Here is an 18,531-nt window from a genome sequence, read left to right on the forward strand (position 1 = left end):
GAGCGCCTCGCTCCGAGGCGCCATGCCTACTGCCACTGATGTCCGCCATGCGAATACGACCGCCCCCAAAGACTTAAAAAATTAACTGTGCATTCATTGCACATTGTACCGCTTTTGTTAAGAATAAGAATGCAATGTATGGAAGACGAGGTAAAGCACGCAAGGCGCGAACACGCCCCCCTTGCGGCGTTACCGAGATTGGAGCTTGCGATCATACTGGAAAAGCGGGAATCTCATAATGATTGAAACGACGGCGTCCACGTACATAGGGTCGAGGGAGGCCTAACTCGAAATTCCGGGATATTCTTTACCCTCCTCTATCCAATGCGAATAACCCTGAAAACGCTTCCAAGTTAATGGTAACATCCAAATCCCCCCCTTTGAGGTTACGATTCTCCATGCACAATCCTGCGGACAAAATCAAAAAAGCCTCTGCAATTCCGACCACCGAAGCGCCGTCATCCGAAAGCTCCGACCTCGCCGCCGATGCGAACAAAAATGGCGATAACGCAGAGCTTAGCGGGATCATGGCCACCATAGCCGAGCGCTCGCAAAGAATTGTAGCGGATTTCATCGCCCAACAGCATGCCGCACCGCACCCCGGAGCGATGCTGCAAAAAAGCATGGCCGACCCGATGAACGTGGCCAAAGCCTTTATGGACGTCATGGAGCGAATGACGCGCGACCCCGCAACGGTGGTAAGCGCGCATGTCTCTTTGTGGAACGATTACCTGAAATTGTGGCAGAACGCCTCCGAGCGCATGATGGGCCGGGAAGCGCCCCCCGTCGCGACCCCGGAAATCGGGGACAAACGCTTCAAGGATGCGGCTTGGCGGGATAATGCCGTCTTCGATTACATCAAACAGTCCTACCTTCTGACGTCACGCTGGATGCAGTCAACCATGCAAAACGTTCCCGGGGTAGACGCCAAAACGGCGCGCAAAGTCGATTTTTACGTCCGCCAGTTTACCGATGCCCTATCGCCGACAAACTTCGTCATGACCAATCCGGAAGTGTTGAAGGCGACCCTTGAAACGCGCGGGGAAAATCTGCTTAAGGGCTTGAAGAACATGCTTGCGGACCTCGAGCGGGGGCATGGGCAACTGGCCGTTCGGCAAACCGACCTAGAGGCCTTCAAGGTCGGCGTCAACCTCGCCACCACCGAAGGTAAAGTAATCTATCGCAATGCGTTGATGGAACTGATCCAGTACGCCCCCAGGACACAGAAAGTGCGCAAGACTCCATTGTTGATCATCCCGCCGTGGATCAACAAATACTACATTCTGGACATGCGCGCCGATAACTCTTTTGTCCGATGGGCCTGCGAACAGGGCCACACGGTATTCACCATTTCATGGGTCAACCCGGACGAGAAACTGGCCCGCGAAACATTTGCCGATTACATGCGGTGCGGGCCGTTAGGCGCGCTCGAAGCGATCGAAAAAGCCACCGGTGAGCGCCAGGTCAACGCCATCGGATATTGCATCGGTGGAACCTTGCTGGCGAGCACCCTGGCCTACATCGCCGGAACGACGGACGCGCGCTGGAAAAAGCGCATCAAAAGCGCCACCTACTTCACCACGTTGGTCGATTTTTCCGACGTTGGAGAAATGTCGGTTTTCATCGATGAGGAACAGGTCGCATCCCTCGAGCAGCGGATGACCGAGCGCGGTTACCTTGAAGGCGGCGAAATGGCGACGACATTTTCCATGCTGCGCTCCAACGATCTAATCTGGTCCTTCGTTATCGACAACTATCTCCTGGGGAAAGACCCCTTCCCGTTCGATCTTTTGTATTGGAACTCCGATTCGACCCGCATGCCCGCAGTCATGCATGCCTATTATCTGAGGAACATGTACCTGGATAACAAACTGGTTCAACCCGGAGCGCTGACAATAGATGATGTCGCCTTGGATTTGGGCCGTATCGATACGCCGTCCTATATTATGGCGGCGCGCGAGGATCATATCGCGCCTTGGAAATCGACTTTTCAGGCCGTCAACGTCTACCAAGGGGAAACGCGGTTCGTGCTTTCCGCATCGGGCCACGTCGCCGGCGTCGTCAACCCGCCGGTAAAGCGCAAGTACTGCTACTGGACCGATGGGGACGCCGCCACCAGTCCCGATGCGTGGCTGAACGGCGCAATCCAACATACGGGATCATGGTGGCCCGATTGGGCGAAGTGGATCAACAAATACGCAGGCGTGAAGAATATTCCTGCGCGTATTCCCGGCGACGGCGCCTTGAAGCCCTTGTGCGACGCCCCCGGCGCCTACGTTGTGATGCGTGCCGATCATCAAACGGACCACCGAGAAGACGCGGCCAAGCCGAAGACGAAATAAGCCGCGCAACATCGCAGGAAATACCGTGCATTAGGGTCAGGACCTCTTAATCTGGTGCGTCTGGCGGAGATGAACTTAAGTGTGGGTTAGGCGGAGAGCCCGCCGCAATGGCCCTCATTGCAAGGATTTTCCAACGACATCCGCACTTAAACTCATCCCGTCCCGCAGGGATTTGTGAAAAATGCCCCAAGAGCGTCGTCGAAGACTTTTGAAAGTGAACGGCACTTCCGGCAAGACTTCTCCTAGGTCTGTGACATTTTTCACAAACCAGACGCACCAGATTAAGAGGTCCTGACCCTAGTAATGCGGCGGCCTCACGTCGGCGGAAGGAACGTTGCCATCGACCCGGTCCTCGATATCCAACATGTTGGATTTCAGTCTTTCGATGAGCGCATTTTGCCGGTCCACCGTTTTCCACAAAGCCTCGACCATCGCCGACAAATCCTCGATCGTGGCCTGCTGGTGGGCCGAAAATTCTTCGAGGGACGCCAGCCGTCGCGCTATTTCGCCGATATCTTGTGCGCTCATACGGATTCCCCCAAATGATCCAAAATCATAACCGCCGCGCCATGGATATCGATTTCATGGTTTTCGACCCGCTCGACCATTTCCTTTAGGCCCCCTTCCCGTGTCGCCGCGATACGCGCGCGGATCTGATCTTCAATGCTTTTAACGATCCGCATTTCGATGATCGCCCGTTTGCGCGCGGCCAATTCGCCGCTTTTTTCGAGGGCGCGCCGGTGTGCGTCCAGGGTGCGGCAAAGTTCGTCCATGCCCTGCCCGGTCTCGGCACTGGTCGGGATCACCGGGGCGCGCCAGGCCGACGGCCCCTGGGCGTAGCGCCCCAACGACATCATCGCCTTCAATTCGGCCACTGTGCGCTCCCATCCCGGTCGATCGCATTTGGAGACCACGTGAATATCGGCGATTTCCAAGACGCCGGCCTTGATCGCCTGAATGTCGTCGCCAAGTCCAGGCGCGGAGACCACCACCACGGTATGGGCCGCCTGAACGATATCCACCTCGTCCTGCCCCACACCGACAGTTTCGATCAACACCACGTCATATCCGGCGGCGTCCAAAATATCCACCGTGTCGAGGCTGGCGCGGGCCAAGCCGCCCAAAGCGCCTCGGGTCGCCATCGAGCGGATGAAAACGCCGTCATCGCCGGAAAACCCGGACATTCGCACTCGATCACCCAGGATCGCGCCACCGGAAAACGGACTCGACGGATCAATGGCGATAATCCCCACACGCACGTTTTGACTGCGCAGCAACCGCGTGAGGGATGCCACCATGGTCGATTTGCCGCTTCCCGGCACCCCCGTCAAACCGACGATATGGGCCCGTCCGGTATGCTTTTGCACCTCGCCCATGAGGGCCGCCGCCGCCGCCGTGCGGCCCTCTATAAGGGACATCGCGCGGGCGATGGCGCGGGGGTCTCCCGCCCCTATTCCCGCGCTCAAGCCTGCGATCGTATTGTCCGTCATCGGCTTAGCCTCCGGAATTTTTGTATTCATGGGCCAGCTTGACGTAATGCGGGGCGGTATAGTCCATCATCGCGCGGTCTTGTTCATTGATATCGCGCACGTAGCGCGCAGGGCTCCCGGCCCATAATTGACCGCCGGGTACGGTTTTCCCAGGCGTCAGCATGGCCCCCGCGGCCAGCAACGCGCCCGCTTCGACCACCGCGCCGTCCATGACCATCGCCTTCATGCCGATAAAGCAGCCGTCCCCCAGTGTGCAGGCGTGGATTACCGCCATATGGCCGATCGTCACGTCATCGCCGATCAGCGTCGGATAAAGCCGCGATTCATGGACAATCGTTCCGTCCTGAATATTGGTGCGCGCGCCGACACGCACCTTATTGACGTCGGCGCGGATGACGCAACCATACCAAATCCCGCTATCCGGGCCAATTTCGACATCCCCCGCAATGACCACGCCCGCGGCGACGTAGGCGCCCGCGTCAATGCGAGGGTACGCATCCCGGTAGGATCGTATATATGGGACCATTGTCGTTTCCATAGTGTTTTAGGCGCCTCTCCGTGTTGATTTTTCTTCCTTGCGCCCTACCCCGGCGGCAAAGTGAAACGATAGAACACCACGTGCCAAAAATCGAGCTCGATACCGCCGCCCAAGACGCCGTGCGACACCGCGTTGAAATGCTCGGCGTGAGCCCATTAGGTCGTCAAAAGCCACTCATGCATCGCCCTAGCCACTCACGCATCGCCCTATTGACGGCGTCGGGTTCTTCCAGCGGGGTGAGATGCCCAGATTCCGGAACCACCACAAGGTGCGCGTTGTCGCCAATCATATCGACGATCTCGCGGTGAATTTCCGGTGGCGCCAATTGGTCGTTTTGACCACACAAGACCAATGTCGGACAGTCGATATCTTTCAGGAAAGGCCGTGAATCAAGGCGGTTCATAATGGCGTTTTGCTGACGCATGAACGAGAGCTTACCCACTCTTTCCGCCATTTCAAAAACCACGTCCCGCACGCCCGGCGCGTTAACATGGGATGGATGCACCAGATTGGGGAGCAATTTCGCCGTCACGCCACGAAATTCCCCCAATTCCGCCTCTTTCATCAGCGCCAGGCGGCGCGCCGTGATCTCGGGCGTGTCGGGCCGAGCACTGGTGTCAAGCAAGGCCAGACCGGCGACGCGATCGGGCTCTTGTCGCATGATTTCCATCGCCACGTAGCCGCCCATGGATAATCCCGCAAGCGCGAATTTTTCAGGCGCCCGGCGCAAAACGGCGCGGGCCAAATCGGCCATATTGTCCTCCCGGGTTAAATCGGCGACCCGGGTAAAAGAAATATCGCCGAGGGCGTGGACCTGATGACGCCACAACATTTCATCGTTTAAAAGTCCGGGAAGAAGAATAAGGGTGGGGTTTTCGCTCATGAGTCTCGATTTTCGACCTCTTTTAAAAAACGTTCAGTTCAATCCAATTCGTTAACGTCACGTTCGGCAAAAACCTCTTTGGCGGCGAAAATGCCGTTCAAGGCCGAAGGGAACCCCGCGTAGACAGCCATCTGTATCATGATTTCCACGATCTCCTGCCGGGAACAGCCGACATTCAGGGCGCCGTGAATATGCACTTTGAGCTGAGCAACGGCGTTGCCGAGCGCCGTCAAGGCCGCAACCGTCGCAATTTCGCGCGATTTCAGGTCCAGACCGGGACGGCTGTATATCTCACCAAAAGGAAATTCAATAGTATACCTGGCCAAATCCGGCGCGATGTCCTTCAAGGCCTCAATCACGCGCTCGCCGGCGGCGCCGTCGATCTCTTTGAGTTTTTCCCAGCCGATGGCGTATAAATCCTTATCGGGCATAATCGATCCTTTACGCAAAGAATGTATAAAGCGGCGCGCGACGCGTATATTTAGAACGTATGTTATTTGATCAGCGCGCTTATTTGTTTGAATTTTTCAGATGCCGACGTTCTCAACCATTCGAAAAGCACCATCTCGACGCTGACGATCCGGCACCCGGCCTGACGCATTCGCGCGATCCCGAGACGATGGTTTCGCGCAGTTCGCGATCCCGTCGCATCGGCGACTACGAATACCTCCACATCCCGCGCACGTAGATCAAGCGCCGTTTGCAGGACGCAGACATGCGCCTCGATCCCACTAAGCACGACCTGAGTGCGGTCGAACGCGCCCAAACGTTCGACGAAGGGGGCGCAGGCCAGACATGAAAATGAATTCTTCTCGATGATATCCTTCGCCGGGATGTGGGGGCGCAAATCCTCGACGGTAGGGCCTATTCCCCGTGGATACTGTTCCGACGCCAGCACCGGCGCACCCAAGATCGAAGCCCCTCGCGTCAAGATCGCCAATTGCGCGCGCACCGCACCCGGCGCCGACATCGCCGGCAACAGCCTTTCTTGAACGTCAACGACCACCAAAAGGCTTTGCGCAATGTCCAGCAGCACCGAGATCTCCCATAAACAACGTTCCCCCCGCAAAGATTAAAGGCTCGCATCGGGAAAGAACATCAAGCCCAGAGCACACCTATTCCACCTTCCCTGAGTTGCGATCTCTCCGGCCCTGAGTTGCGATCTCTCCGGGCGCCCCGCCTAAGGATCATCCCGGCGTCGGCATTGACATCAGCGGCGGAAAGTCTAATTATCCCGCTGCAGTTCTTTTTTTCAATAAATATTCCCGTGCACCGCCTTTGGCGCGAACGGGGGGACAAACAAAACCATATGAATTTTACCGAACTAGGACTTGGCGATAACGTTCTGCGCGCTGTCGATGACGCCGGATATGTCAGGCCGACCCCCATTCAAGAGCAGGCTATTCCCACCGTCCTCATGGGCCGCGACATTCTTGGTTGCGCCCAGACGGGAACCGGCAAGACCGCATCGTTCACCCTGCCCATGATCGACATTCTCGCCAATGGCCGAGCCAAGGCGCGCATGCCGCGCTCGCTGATCTTGGAGCCAACACGCGAGTTGGCGTCGCAGGTCGCTGAAAACTTCGACATTTACGGCAAGTACCACAAACTCAACAAGGCGTTGCTGATCGGCGGCACCAATATGCGCGAACAGCAAACGGTCCTCGATCGGGGGGCGGATGTTCTGATCGCCACGCCGGGGCGCCTGCTCGACATGTTCGAGCGCGGCCATCTTTTGATGAACGACGTCAAAATTCTGGTTATCGACGAGGCCGACCGGATGCTCGATATGGGCTTTATCCCCGATGTCGAAAAAATCGTATCCTTGCTGTCGCCGATCCGACAAACGCTGTTTTTCTCTGCGACGCTGGCCCCGGCCATTCGCAAACTGGCCGACAAATTCCTCCTCAATCCCAAGGAAATCACCGTGGCTCCCCTGACGTCGGCGGCGGAGACCGTGACTCAAGGATTGCTGGTCGTCCCCCATATGGACGGCAAGCGCCCCGGAGGGGGAATGAAGGAAAAACGCGCGGCGTTGCGCGAATTTATCGCCCGAGAAAACGTTTCCGATTCGATTATTTTCTGCAACCGCAAGCGCGATATCTCCGTCCTTTTTAGGTCGATGCAGAAGCGCGGATACAGCGTCGGTCAGTTGCACGGTGACATGTCGCAGCCGGCGCGCATGGAAATGCTGCGCGATTTCAAAGATAAAAAATTCACCCACTTGATTTGCTCGGACGTCGCCGCGCGCGGCCTGGATATCCCGGCGCTCAGCCATGTTTTCAATTTCGACGTTCCGACCCACGCCGAAGATTATGTTCACCGGATCGGGCGAACGGGCCGGGCCGGCCTCAAGGGCCACGCCTATACGATCGCGGTTCCCCAAGACGCTAAGTACATCGCCGAAATCGAAAAGCTGATTGGCCGGGAAATTCCCCGCATCACTCTGGAAGGCGTCACGGAAACATCCCTTGATTCTGCGGCCAAACGCCCATCGCGTGGCCACGAACCGCAAAAATCGTCCCCGCGGGATGCCGCCTCGGCGAATTCGGAGGAACCCGGCTCCGAGAACGCGCCGAAAAAACGCCGTCGGCGGCGCAGTTCTAAACGCGCCGATACCTCCAGCGGAGAGTCCGGTGCGATCAAAACGACGGAGTCTCCCACTCGGGACGCAACGACAACGCCCCCCAAAGACACGCCCAAAGCTAAACAAGCGCCCCGGACGCAGGCGACGAAATCTCGGGGTGGCGCAGGCCGAAGCGGGGCAGACGATGTACCCGCGCGCAACCATGATCATCTTCCCGCTTTTTTAACCCGACCGATTTCGACAACCGTGAAGAAGAAAAAGAAAAAACCGGCCGCGCCGCAAGGGTGACGTTGAGACGCCGGGGGACGCACCAGCCCTCCGATTGGTGGCTTCTTTGTGCTTCCGGCGCTTTTTTCGTTCTTTTTCCGCCCTATCTTCGATCCTGTTTTTTGGGGCGCCTTTTTTTCATCTTCACCACCGACGAAAAAAAAAGAAATCCGATCGTTTTTTTATTGCCAAAAAAAACTTTTCCGCGTATTCCACATTTCCTCAATGACGCACACGCACGTGCCGCTGGCCCTTGGTGGTTTATGTAACGACGAACGCGTCCTTTTTGGTTTCCCCGGCAAGGCCGGACTAGAAGGGGTGTGACGATGTTTGCTACTGAACAGGGGCGCGATGCCCTATTGCTGCGTACAACCGTTTCCAAAAAAACGCCTATTTCCCTGGTGCCCGACCCTGTTGAAGGGGTGCGCCTCCCTGAGGAACAGGGCGGCCTTCCGCCCCGGATCGCCGAATATTTGGCGCGCCACGAAGTGCCCTCGCCCTGTCTGATCGTGGACGTGGACATCATCGAACACAACTACGTCTCGCTCAACCGGGCATTGCCGTTGGCCAAAATCTATTACGCGGTCAAAGCCAACCCGGCGCGCGAGGTCGTCGCCCGTTTGGCGGCCCTGGGATCGCACTTCGACACCGCCAGCCCCAATGAGATCGATCTGTGTCTGGAACTCGGCGTCCCGGCATCGCGTGTTTCCTATGGGAATACGATCAAAAAACAGGCCGACATCGCTTCGGCGTATACCAAAGGCGTGCGCCTGTTCGCCTTTGACAGCGCCGAAGAATTGGAAAAAATCGCTCACGTCGCCCCTGACGCCAGCGTGTATTGCCGCGTTCTGATGCTATGCGCCGGCGCCGAATGGCCGCTGTCGCGTAAATTCGGCTGCACCCTCGAAATGGCGCGCGACCTTCTGCGCAAGGCCCGCGACCTGGGATTGGATCCTTATGGGGTTTCCTTTCACGTCGGTTCCCAGCAGACCGACCTTCACCAATGGGATATCGCCTTGGGCCAGACGGCCGACCTTTTCGCCCAGTTGAAAAGTGACGGAATCGAGCTGCGCATGCTTAACCTGGGGGGTGGATTTCCCGCGCGTTATCGCGCACGGGTAAACCCCGTCGAGGCCTATGCCGAGGCGGTAAAAATAGCCCTGGTACGGCGTTTCGGTCATGATATTCCCGAAATTATCATCGAACCGGGGCGGTCCATCGCGGGTGACAGTGGCGTTATCCAGGCCGAAGTGGTGCTCACCGCCCACAAGGGCGACGAAGACGGGCGACGATGGGTGTATCTGGACATCGGGAAATTTTCCGGCCTCGCCGAAACCATGGACGAAGCGATTAAATATCGCTTCATGACCCCCCATGACGGCGGGGAAACCGTCCCCGTCGTGATCGCCGGCCCGACCTGCGACAGCGCCGACATCCTGTACGAAAAGACCCCGTACCGGATGCCCGCCCGCCTGAAAGCCGGCGACAAGGTTCTGATCCTCTCGACGGGGGCATACACCACCACGTATTCCGCAGTGAATTTCAATGGCTTCGCGCCGCTTGAAACGATCTGCATATAGGACCGCCGCGATGAACGCTCTTTTGCATGTTGTCCCTGAAAGCGGGACCGACGACACCGTCGTGATTCAAACCGAGAAAGCGCACCACACCTCCGATGTGGATATGCTGGTGCATGCTCGTTTCGGACAAGACCGCCTCAAAAAAACCGTGTATCGCCTGCGCGAGAACACCGCGCCTCTTGGCGATCTTAGCCTCGTCGCCATGCGCCGTGGCCAGTTGGTCGGCACGTTGCGGTTTTGGCCGATCCGTATCGGCGCACAAATACCGGCTCTATTGCTTGGCCCACTGGCGGTCGCCAGCGCGTACCAGGGGCTGGGCATCGCCACCCGATTGATGCACCGTGGCCTTGCCCGCGCCCAGGATCACGGTCACGAGATCGTCGTTCTGGTCGGCGACGAGCCTTATTACCGGCGGTTCGGGTTTCGTCGCGACTTGGCGCGGGACCTCGCCCTGCCCGGCCCCGTCGCTCTTGAGCGCTTCCTCGCCCGGGAACTCGTCCCCGACGCCTTACGCGGCGTCGGTGGCATGATCGAGGCCCCGCGCGACGCCACCATCACCCAACCCTTCTTGGTCTCGGGAAATGGCGCGCATAACGGCCGGGATTGGTTCGGCGTATAGTCGCCCACCAATTACGGAATTGCGAAACACAAACCGATGACACGCGACCCCGCGTCCATGAAGGCGCGGGGTCGTTCGCGTTGGCCGTTAACCTTAACCCGCCAAACGAAAGACAACCACGATCATACCGCGTTCCTGGTCATACCGCGTTTTTCGGAGACTGAAATTTTGAGGGAAACAATGAGACGGCGGAAGAAAAATGATGGGGTGGCTGATGGGATTCGAACCCACGACCTCCGCGACCACAACGCGGCGCTCTAACCAACTGAGCTACAGCCACCATATTCCCGTTGCCGTGAATACGGCACCTAAGTAGACGGATCGCCTCGCCCCGTCAAGCTGTCGCGTGCGCCACCGTTAAAAAAATATTGCGTCAGACCTCGCTCGACAAATCACTGTCTTGTGAACCCGGCGGATTAGGAAATTATGATAGTCTGCGCGAGCAATTGGCTGAATTAAGGTTCTTCCAAGGCGGGACCTTCCATTGACGTGTCAAAATTAGGGATCCCTGGAGAAACGGAGGGATACGATGGAAACAAAAGAAATGAAATTGATAACGTCACAACACTCTTCCGCCGCGCTGAGCGTGATCCTCTCCATCGTCGTTTTCGCCTTGACTTTAGGTCTCGCACCGTCGCCGACACGGGCCGCCCCCGCCGCCCCCGAAGCGATGAAAATGATCGACGGTATCCACGTCGAGTCCTGGATGGTTTCCCCGGACAAAAACATTGATCTGGCCCAAGCCCTGAAGGCGGCGAGCCTGGCAGGTAAGATCTTCGTCGTTCTCTACGAGCAGCCTGGTTGTCCCTTTTGCGCCCGTCTGCACAAGGAAGACTTTCGTGACCCCAAAATCGTCGATCTGATGAAGCGCAAGTTCAGCGTGGTGCAGGTCGATATGCGGTCCGACAGAACCATGCGCGACTTTACCGGGACGACGCTCAGTCAGCACGATTTTTCGGCGCGAAATCGGGTTAACGGCACACCGACAACCATTTTTTATGCGCCCGATGCTTCCGAGATTTACCGAATGCCGGGTTTCCTACCGCCCCTTCATTATTTCGCGGCGCTGCAATACGTCAACAAGCACGGCCCCCAACAAGGATTGGGATTGCGTGCCTGGATACAAAAAAATTTGGACTTTCTGGAAAAATCCTACGGTTCGTAGGTGCAGTGAAATGCAAAAAATCGTAATTTTCGGCAATGCCGGGTCGGGGAAAACCACCCTAGCCCGCCATTATGCAAACCATTATGGACTGGCACGCCTAGACCTGGACACCCTGGCTTGGACAGACGCCACGCCGCCGTCGCGCAAGGCGCTCTGCGATAGCGCCGAAGAAATAGAAACCTTCATCGCGCAAAATCGGAAGTGGGTCATCGAAGGCGTCTACGCGGGCCTTCTCGGCGTGGCGATCGTCCGGGCCGACCAGCTTTTTTTCATGAACCCTGGGGTCGAGGCCTGTGTCGCCAATTGCAAAAGCAGGCCGTGGGAGCCCCATAAATACAAAAGCGCCGCGCAGCAGGATAAAAATCTCGCCATGCTGATCGAATGGGTGCGTCGTTATCCGAACCGCCGCGACGAATATTCCCTGGCCGCGCACCGCGCCCTCTTCGATTCTTTTACGGGAGAAAAGAAAGAGGTGACGCGGAATGATGAAAATTTACCCTCGCCCCGCTCGGCTTTTAAGTCCCTCACCGTACGATGACGGAAGCGCCGGTTTTTCCACGACGAAAACGAAGAAAGGCCATAGCGGCACGCCGATGTGTTCTTTAAAAATACACACACAACCGAGTTTCTCCAGGGTGGGTAAGACACGAACAGATCGACACCCCAGGGATATTGACGGGATATGCCAAACAAGGTCCTCGACTCGATCCGCCAACCATTTAACGACCGGGGCCTCGGGATCGGTGGAGTGTGCGACGCCTATGCGTCCCCCCGGTTTGGTGACGCGATACAGCTCCATGGCGCCCTTGGCGGGATCGTGCACCGGGCACATGCTGTATGTAGAAAGGACAACATCAAAGCTGTCGTCTTCGAACGGTAAATCGAGCATGTCGCCCCGTCGAAACGCGATCCGGGCCCGTACGTGGGTGCGCGCCGTTTTTTCTTTGGCGAGCGCCAACATTTCCTCGCTGGCGTCAAAGAATACGACTTTTCCAGATTCTCCGGCCTTGCCCGCCGCCAATATCCCGGTGGAACCCGTGCCCGCGCCACAGTCGAGGACCATGTCGCCACCGCCAACCGCCTTATCGACCAGGAGCTCGCGTCCACGCTGATCCGATCGCGCCGTAAAAAAAGAATGCTGAAAATCGTATCGCTTGGCGACATGGCCATAGATGGTTTTTAGCTTTCCACTATCGAGCGCCTCTCTCATTTCAAAAACCTCCACGCGAATGCGGCTTCGTGAGCATCATGCTTACACCGTTGGCGTAAAACATGGCGAGAGTATGGGAACGCCCCTTGAAGGGCCATGACGAACGCACCGTCAAGGGCGTTCGTTTTTACCACACCCCGGCCAACCATGCCGGGGCGCGCAGAACATACGGCTTTAAAAGGCTGAACGCGATCGTCCACATGACGATGGCGATGAGGCCGTCAAGAACGCGCCAGCTGATGGGTTTCGCGAACAATGGCGCTAGGCGGCCCGCGCCATAGCCCAGGGTATAAAACCAAACCATCGAGGCGAACGACGCGCCGAGCGCGAAGGCGACGCGTTCGGCCCCGACGTGACGTCCCGCGACCGATCCCAGCAAGACGACGGTATCCAGATAGACATGCGGGTTGAGATATGTCAGCGCCAGCGCCGTCGCGAGCGTGGCGCGCAGGGAGGGGGACTCGTTCTGGACGGCCGCCTTCAACACCCCGGGATGAAACGCCGCGCGCAGCGAGCGATAGCCATAGGCAATCAGAAATGCACCGCCCCCGAGCGAAGCGAGCACGAGCAAACCTTGGTGAGAAGACACCAAGGTCCCCATACCCCCCGCCCCCAAGGCGATCAACACCACGTCGGAGAGGAAACACACCGTGGCGACGGCAAAAACATGGCGGCGTTTCAGCCCTTGGCGCAGAACAAACGCATTTTGTGCGCCGATGGCGACGATCAGGCCCGCGCCGAGAGCGAAACCTTCCAACGCCGGGCTTACAAACGGGCTCGAAAAAGACACCATCACAAGGGCGTCCCCTCCCGCGGGACGCTTCGGGCAAAATGTTTTTGTAGGCGGCGGCAGGCTTCATCCAAGGTCGCGTCGTTCTTGCAAAAGCAAAAGCGCACGAAGTGGTCGGCCCCGCCCCCTTCATAGAAAGCGCTGACCGGCACGGCGGTGACGCCGGCTTCGATGGTGATGTGGCGACAAAAATCGACATCGCCGCCGACGTGCCCCACGGAACGAATGTCGGCGGTGATAAAGTAGGAACCGTGCGCCGCCATGACCTCGAACCCCGCCGCGCGCAGGCCTTGCGTCAGACGGTCGCGTTTGTCCTGCATCGTTTGGGCGAGGGCGCTGAAATACGCCGCCTCCTTGGCCAAGCCGTAGGCCACCGCGCTTTGCAAGTGGGGCGCGGTGGTAAAGGTGACAAACTGGTGCGCCTTGGCGATCGGCGCGATCAATTCGGGCGAGGCGGTAATGTAGCCGACCTTCCAGCCGGTCAAGGAAAAGGTTTTCCCCGCCGAGCCGATGCGCACGCAACGATCGCGCATGTCTTCAAGACACATCAGGGGGATATGCGCCAGGCCATCGAAAACCAAGTGCTCGTAGACCTCGTCGCACACCGCATAGGCGTCGTGTTTTTTAAGCAGCATCGCAATGAAGGACAGTTCATCTCGATCGAAAACCTTGCCCGATGGATTGTGCGGAGAATTGAGAACGATCAACTTCGTTTTATCACTAAAGGCCGCGGCCAGAGCCTCTCGGGGAAGTGTCCAGCGAGGGGGCTCCATGCGGACCGTTTTCGCGACACCTCCGGCGAGGCGAACGATCGGCGCATAACTGTCGTACAAGGGTTCGATCAAAACGACCTCGTCTCCCGGTTCGATCAATCCGAGCAGGCTATCGCAGAGCGCCTCGGTCGCCCCGGAGGTGACGATGACTTCCGTGTCGGGGTCGATGTCCAAGCCATAAAAGCGCGCATTGTGCGCGGCCACGGCGCGGCGCAATTGGGGCGTGCCCATCATCGGCGGATATTGGTTCGGTCCCTCGAACACGGCGTCCGCGGCACGGCGGCGAATATCGCGCGGCCCGTCCTCATCGGGGTAACCCTGGCCCAGGTTGATGGCGTCGTGCTCATTGGCCAGGGCGCTCATCACCGTGAAGATCGTCGTCGCGTAACCCGACAAGATAGTGTTGCCTTTTTTCACCGATAGCCCCCCTCGATCCGTGCACGGAAAGGATGGACGAAACCATACGAGCGCCCCCTCGTCCAGTCTTTCCATGCCTTACTCCCAAGCACACGGAGACGCTCGTATTTGCACCTGCATTTCCGTTAGGCAATTGCATAATAATTAATCATGAAAAAGCCGCCAAAAGCACCTCATGAAATTGGAAAATAATAAATTTTTATTCTATAACAACATGTTAAATGATCTGTTTTAAAATGGCATGTCTCATGCTATCGGTTAGGATATCATTCTGCCTTCTCGCGACGACGGCCGGGCGCTGGCTTGGCGTCGGCGTATCACATATCGACACACAAGAGGCACAAGCCCATGAAAAAAATTGAGGCGATTATCAAGCCGTTCAAGCTTGACGAGGTTAAGGATGCTTTGCACGAAGTCGGCCTGCAAGGCATCACCGTCCTCGAGGCGAAGGGATTCGGCCGCCAAAAAGGCCATACCGAACTTTACCGCGGCGCCGAATATGTGGTCGATTTTTTACCAAAGGTCAAAATCGAACTTGTCGTCGAGGATACGATGGTCGAACGCGCCGTGGAGGCTATTCAACAGGCGGCCCAAACGGGGCGTATCGGTGACGGGAAAATATTCATTTCCCCCGTCGAAGACGCCATTCGCGTGCGCACCGGAGAACGTGGAGCCGAAGCCATCTAACTTCAAATCGCCGGCCATAGGCCTTCAGGATGGCGTCTTCGCATTCGTGGCGTTTATCCCCGCTAAGATCATGACGGTGTGATCCCAATCGTACGTTTCAACATTTAAAGACAAAGGACTTAATTTCATGTCACTCAATTGCAAGACACCTGATGACGTCTTGAAACTCCTGAAAGAGGACAACATCGAGTACGTTGATCTGCGGTTCACCGATCCGCGCGGCAAGTGGCAGCACTTGACCATGTGCTCGGATTTCGTTGACGCCGACTCCTTCGAAGACGGCATCATGTTCGACGGTTCCTCGATCGCGGGTTGGAAGGCGATCAACGAGTCGGATATGTCCTTGATTCCCGATGCGACAACGGCCGTTATGGACCCGTTCGCCGCGCAACCGCAGATGATCCTCTTTTGTGACATCAACGAACCGTCAACCGGCCAAGCCTACAACCGTGATCCTCGTTCCGTCGCCAAAAAGGCCGAGGCATATCTCGCCGCCACGGGTATCGGCGATACCGCCTACTTTGGCCCCGAGCCGGAATTCTTTGTTTTTGACGACGTGCGCTTCGACGTCAAAATGAACCACTGCTTTTACGAATTTGAATCCGAAGAAGGGCCTTATGTCGCGGGGAAAGCCTTCGACGAGGGCGGCAACATCGGCCATCGCCCCCCGGTAAAGGGCGGTTATTTTCCGGTTCCACCCGTTGATGGCGCCCACGACCTGCGCGCCGAAATGGTTAGCGTGATGAAGGAAATGGGGCTTGTCATGGACAAGCACCACCACGAGGTGGCGCCGTCTCAGCACGAATTGGGCATGGCGTTCTCCACCCTGGTGCGCACCGCCGATAACGTGCAAATCAACAAATATTGCACCCACATGGTCGCCCACACCTATGGCAAAACCGCGACCTTCATGCCCAAGCCCGTCGCCGGTGACAACGGATCGGGAATGCACACCCATCAATCCATTTGGAAAGACGGCAAACCGTTGTTCGCGGGATCCGGCTACGCCGACCTTTCCGACACGGCCCTTTATTATATCGGCGGCATCATCAAACACGCCAAGGCGTTGAACGCGTTCACCAACCCGTCAACAAACAGCTACAAGCGCCTGATCCCCGGCTTTGAAGCTCCGGTTTTGCTGGCTTACTCCGCCCGCAACCGTTCCGCGTCGTGCCGCATACCGTTTTCGAGCAACCCGAAAGGCAAGCGCGTCGAAATCCGTTTCCCCGATCCGACCGCCAATCCTTACCTAGCCTTCGCCGCGATGATGATGGCCGGCCTGGACGGTATCGAAAACAAGCTCCATCCCGGCGACGCCATGGACAAAAACCTCTACGATCTTCCGCCCGAAGAGTTGGCCGAAGTCCCGACGGTTTGCGGATCCCTGCGCGAGGCCCTGGAATCTCTCAACGCCGACCGCGATTTCTTGCGTAAGGGCGACGTCTTCAACGACGATATGCTCGACGGCTACCTGTCCTTGAAATGGGAAGAAGTGTACGCCCTGGAACACGCTCCCCATCCCGTGGAATTTCAAATGTACTACTCGGTGTAATCCGTATCCAATCCGCAAAAAAAGGCCCCTCCAATTTGGAGGGGCCTTTTTTTATCGCGCCCTGGCGGCGCAGTTTCCAAAACCCTTATGATAGGTCGTCGATCGCCTCTTGGAGGCGCTTGCACACGGTCTTCAGAACCTTGATACGGGCGTAATATTTGTTGTTCGCCTCGACCAAGGTCCAGGGGGCGTATGGCGTCGAGGTGCGTTCCACCATGTCGTTGACCGCCCGGGCGTAGTCGTCCCATTTATCGCGATTGCGCCAGTCTTCATCCGTCAACTTAAAACGCTTGAACCCGCTGGCCTCACGTTCCTGAAATCGGCGCAGTTGCTCGTCCTTATCGACGGAAAGCCAAAATTTAACAACCAGCGTGCCGTGATCGTTCATCTGTTGTTCAAACCGATTAATTTCGCCATACGCACGCATCCAATCGGACTGGGGCGACAGTCCCTCGACCCGCTCAACCAAAACCCGGCCATACCAGGACCGATCAAAAACGGTGACATTCCCCTGGCGAGGCAAGTTGCGCCAAAAGCGCCATAAATAAGGATGCGCCAGTTCTTCGTCGCTGGGCGCGCCGATCGGAATAATGTCATAGAAACGCGCATCCAAAGCGCCGCACACCCGTCGAATGGCCCCACCTTTTCCGGCGGCGTCGTTGCCTTCAAAAACAATCACCATGGATTTTTCACGAAAAATCTTATTCCGACTCAGTTGATTGAGCAGCGCTTGATATTTAGCCAATTTTTTCTTGTAGTCGCTTTTCTCCAACGCCCGCGTGAGGTCCAGGGTGTCGAGGACATTTTTTCGCTCCTCCATGTCGTTGAGGGCGGCGGTCACGGCGGCTCGTTTGGCGGGGAGTCGTCCGTCGTCAAGGCGATCGCGCAGGGCTTTGTGTAATATTTTACCGACGGTCAAGCTGCGATAGCGTTCGTCTACGCTTTCCACGACCGACCATGGAGCGAAGGCATTGGAGGTCCGGCGCAACATGTCCTCGGCGACGGACTTATAGGTATCGTAATTTTCAAAACGTTTCCAATCGTATTCGGAGACGCGCCAGCGCGTTTCCTCGCGCTGTTCCAGTGTCGTCAGGCGTTCCTTCAGGTCCTTTTTGGAAAGATGAAGCCAAAATTTTAAAATCAGGGCGTTCTCGTTCGCCAGCATACGCTCGAAATGATTGATTTCGTCGATGGCGTGATCAAAATGCGCCGTCTTCATGTCCTCGTAAACCCGCGCGATCAAGGGCGTTGTGTACCAGCTGCCGAAAAAGATACCGATCGCCCCCTTAGGCGGCAGGGCGCGCCAATAACGCCACATGGGGGGACGCTCTTTTTCCTCGTCCGATGGGGTGCCCATGGCGTGAGAATGGATATTACGAGGATCCATCCAGTAGTTCAGGGTATTGACCGTCGTCCCTTTCCCCGCCCCATCCATCCCGGCAATGATGATGACAGTTGGAAATTTTTTTTCCTGAGCCAGATCAAATTGCGCCTCAAGAAGGTCTTCGCGAAGATTCGGCAACTCCTGCTTGTATTTGTCCTTGTCTATGGATTGCCCCAACTCTGCGGTTTCGAACATATTATTCCCTCTTGGCGCGCGGCATGTAAGGTATGGGCATTAAGGTATGATG

Annotated in this window: 19 protein-coding genes and 1 tRNA gene; 9 read left to right on the forward strand and 11 right to left on the reverse strand. The window is 57.0% G+C overall.

Going from position 1 to position 18,531, the window contains the following annotated elements; genetic code table 11:
* Positions 1-398 precede the first annotated feature (398 nt).
* Positions 399-2,342, forward strand: coding sequence for a class I poly(R)-hydroxyalkanoic acid synthase (gene phaC, locus P3M64_RS02285; RefSeq protein WP_456119832.1), 1,944 nt, complete (start codon positions 399-401; stop codon positions 2,340-2,342).
* A gap of 297 nt (positions 2,343-2,639) precedes the next feature.
* Here phaC and P3M64_RS02290 read toward each other — a convergent pair whose 3' ends face one another.
* The 6 genes from P3M64_RS02290 to P3M64_RS02315 all read right to left on the reverse strand — a co-directional run bounded on the left by P3M64_RS02290 (position 2,640) and on the right by P3M64_RS02315 (position 6,289).
* The gene (locus P3M64_RS02290) at positions 2,640-2,870 is read right to left on the reverse strand and encodes a SlyX family protein (RefSeq protein ID WP_132938283.1); all 231 of its coding nucleotides are present in this window, start codon (positions 2,868-2,870) and stop codon (positions 2,640-2,642) included.
* Entirely contained in the window at positions 2,867-3,832 is a 966-nt protein-coding gene (meaB, locus tag P3M64_RS02295; protein WP_132938282.1) for a methylmalonyl Co-A mutase-associated GTPase MeaB, read from the reverse strand. Before meaB ends, P3M64_RS02290 begins: the two co-directional genes overlap by 4 nt.
* 4 nt (positions 3,833-3,836) lie before the next feature.
* A complete protein-coding gene (locus P3M64_RS02300; RefSeq protein ID WP_132938281.1) occupies positions 3,837-4,358 on the reverse strand; it encodes a gamma carbonic anhydrase family protein in 522 nt (173 codons plus the stop codon).
* A 175-nt stretch (positions 4,359-4,533) separates the two neighbouring features.
* Entirely contained in the window at positions 4,534-5,253 is a 720-nt protein-coding gene (locus P3M64_RS02305) for an alpha/beta fold hydrolase (protein WP_132938280.1), read from the reverse strand.
* 38 nt (positions 5,254-5,291) lie between these two features.
* Positions 5,292-5,684: a carboxymuconolactone decarboxylase family protein gene (locus tag P3M64_RS02310; RefSeq protein WP_132938279.1), complete on the reverse strand. Its 393-nt coding sequence runs from the start codon at positions 5,682-5,684 to the stop codon at positions 5,292-5,294.
* 62 nt (positions 5,685-5,746) lie between these two features.
* Entirely contained in the window at positions 5,747-6,289 is a 543-nt protein-coding gene (locus P3M64_RS02315; protein ID WP_132938278.1) for a hydrolase, read from the reverse strand.
* A 273-nt stretch (positions 6,290-6,562) separates the two neighbouring features.
* Between P3M64_RS02315 and P3M64_RS02320 the strand changes: the two genes are divergently transcribed.
* The 4 genes from P3M64_RS02320 to P3M64_RS02335 are packed head-to-tail and all read left to right on the forward strand — an operon-like array spanning position 6,563 to position 10,306.
* A complete protein-coding gene (locus P3M64_RS02320; protein WP_132938277.1) occupies positions 6,563-8,128 on the forward strand; it encodes a DEAD/DEAH box helicase in 1,566 nt (521 codons plus the stop codon).
* A 48-nt stretch (positions 8,129-8,176) separates the two neighbouring features.
* Positions 8,177-8,431 (forward strand): hypothetical protein, encoded by a 255-nt coding sequence (locus P3M64_RS02325; protein WP_132938276.1) that lies wholly within the window; start codon positions 8,177-8,179, stop codon positions 8,429-8,431.
* 2 nt (positions 8,432-8,433) lie between these two features.
* Positions 8,434-9,687: a type III PLP-dependent enzyme gene (locus P3M64_RS02330; protein WP_132938275.1), complete on the forward strand. Its 1,254-nt coding sequence runs from the start codon at positions 8,434-8,436 to the stop codon at positions 9,685-9,687.
* Positions 9,688-9,697: 10 nt separating this feature from the next.
* Positions 9,698-10,306, forward strand: coding sequence for a GNAT family N-acetyltransferase (locus tag P3M64_RS02335; RefSeq protein WP_132938274.1), 609 nt, complete (start codon positions 9,698-9,700; stop codon positions 10,304-10,306).
* 203 nt (positions 10,307-10,509) lie between these two features.
* On the opposite strand, the gene P3M64_RS02340 is transcribed toward P3M64_RS02335, so the two are convergent.
* Positions 10,510-10,586, reverse strand: a tRNA-His gene (locus tag P3M64_RS02340).
* A 249-nt stretch (positions 10,587-10,835) separates the two neighbouring features.
* Here P3M64_RS02340 and P3M64_RS02345 point away from each other — a divergent pair.
* Together P3M64_RS02345 and P3M64_RS02350 are read left to right on the forward strand one after the other, a co-directional pair.
* Complete coding sequence (locus P3M64_RS02345; protein WP_132938273.1) at positions 10,836-11,471, forward strand: thioredoxin family protein; 636 nt, start codon at positions 10,836-10,838, stop codon at positions 11,469-11,471.
* A gap of 10 nt (positions 11,472-11,481) precedes the next feature.
* A complete protein-coding gene (locus P3M64_RS02350; RefSeq protein WP_132938272.1) occupies positions 11,482-12,009 on the forward strand; it encodes a P-loop NTPase family protein in 528 nt (175 codons plus the stop codon).
* On the opposite strand, the gene P3M64_RS02355 is transcribed toward P3M64_RS02350, so the two are convergent.
* The 3 genes from P3M64_RS02355 to P3M64_RS02365 all read right to left on the reverse strand — a co-directional run bounded on the left by P3M64_RS02355 (position 11,965) and on the right by P3M64_RS02365 (position 14,661).
* Complete coding sequence (locus P3M64_RS02355; RefSeq protein WP_132938271.1) at positions 11,965-12,681, reverse strand: class I SAM-dependent methyltransferase; 717 nt, start codon at positions 12,679-12,681, stop codon at positions 11,965-11,967. The genes P3M64_RS02350 and P3M64_RS02355 overlap by 45 nt on opposite strands.
* Before the next feature lie 127 nt (positions 12,682-12,808).
* A complete protein-coding gene (locus P3M64_RS02360) occupies positions 12,809-13,474 on the reverse strand; it encodes a LysE/ArgO family amino acid transporter (RefSeq protein ID WP_132938270.1) in 666 nt (221 codons plus the stop codon).
* Entirely contained in the window at positions 13,474-14,661 is a 1,188-nt protein-coding gene (locus tag P3M64_RS02365; protein WP_132938269.1) for an aminotransferase, read from the reverse strand. The genes P3M64_RS02360 and P3M64_RS02365 overlap by 1 nt, the downstream gene beginning before the upstream one ends.
* Before the next feature lie 348 nt (positions 14,662-15,009).
* Here P3M64_RS02365 and P3M64_RS02370 point away from each other — a divergent pair, with 348 nt between their 5' ends.
* Positions 15,010-15,348, forward strand: coding sequence for a P-II family nitrogen regulator (locus P3M64_RS02370; protein WP_132938268.1), 339 nt, complete (start codon positions 15,010-15,012; stop codon positions 15,346-15,348).
* Positions 15,349-15,475: 127 nt separating this feature from the next.
* Positions 15,476-16,900 carry a type I glutamate--ammonia ligase gene (gene glnA / locus P3M64_RS02375; protein WP_132938267.1) on the forward strand — a complete coding sequence of 475 codons (1,425 nt, stop codon included), beginning with the start codon at positions 15,476-15,478 and terminating at the stop codon, positions 16,898-16,900.
* An 85-nt stretch (positions 16,901-16,985) separates the two neighbouring features.
* On the opposite strand, the gene pap is transcribed toward glnA, so the two are convergent.
* Positions 16,986-18,479, reverse strand: a complete 1,494-nt coding sequence (pap, locus tag P3M64_RS02380) for a polyphosphate:AMP phosphotransferase (protein ID WP_132938266.1) — start codon at positions 18,477-18,479, stop codon at positions 16,986-16,988.
* Positions 18,480-18,531: the final 52 nt, after the last annotated feature.

The organism is Varunaivibrio sulfuroxidans, assembly GCF_029318635.1.
Lineage (GTDB): Bacteria > Pseudomonadota > Alphaproteobacteria > Rhodospirillales > Magnetovibrionaceae > Varunaivibrio > Varunaivibrio sulfuroxidans.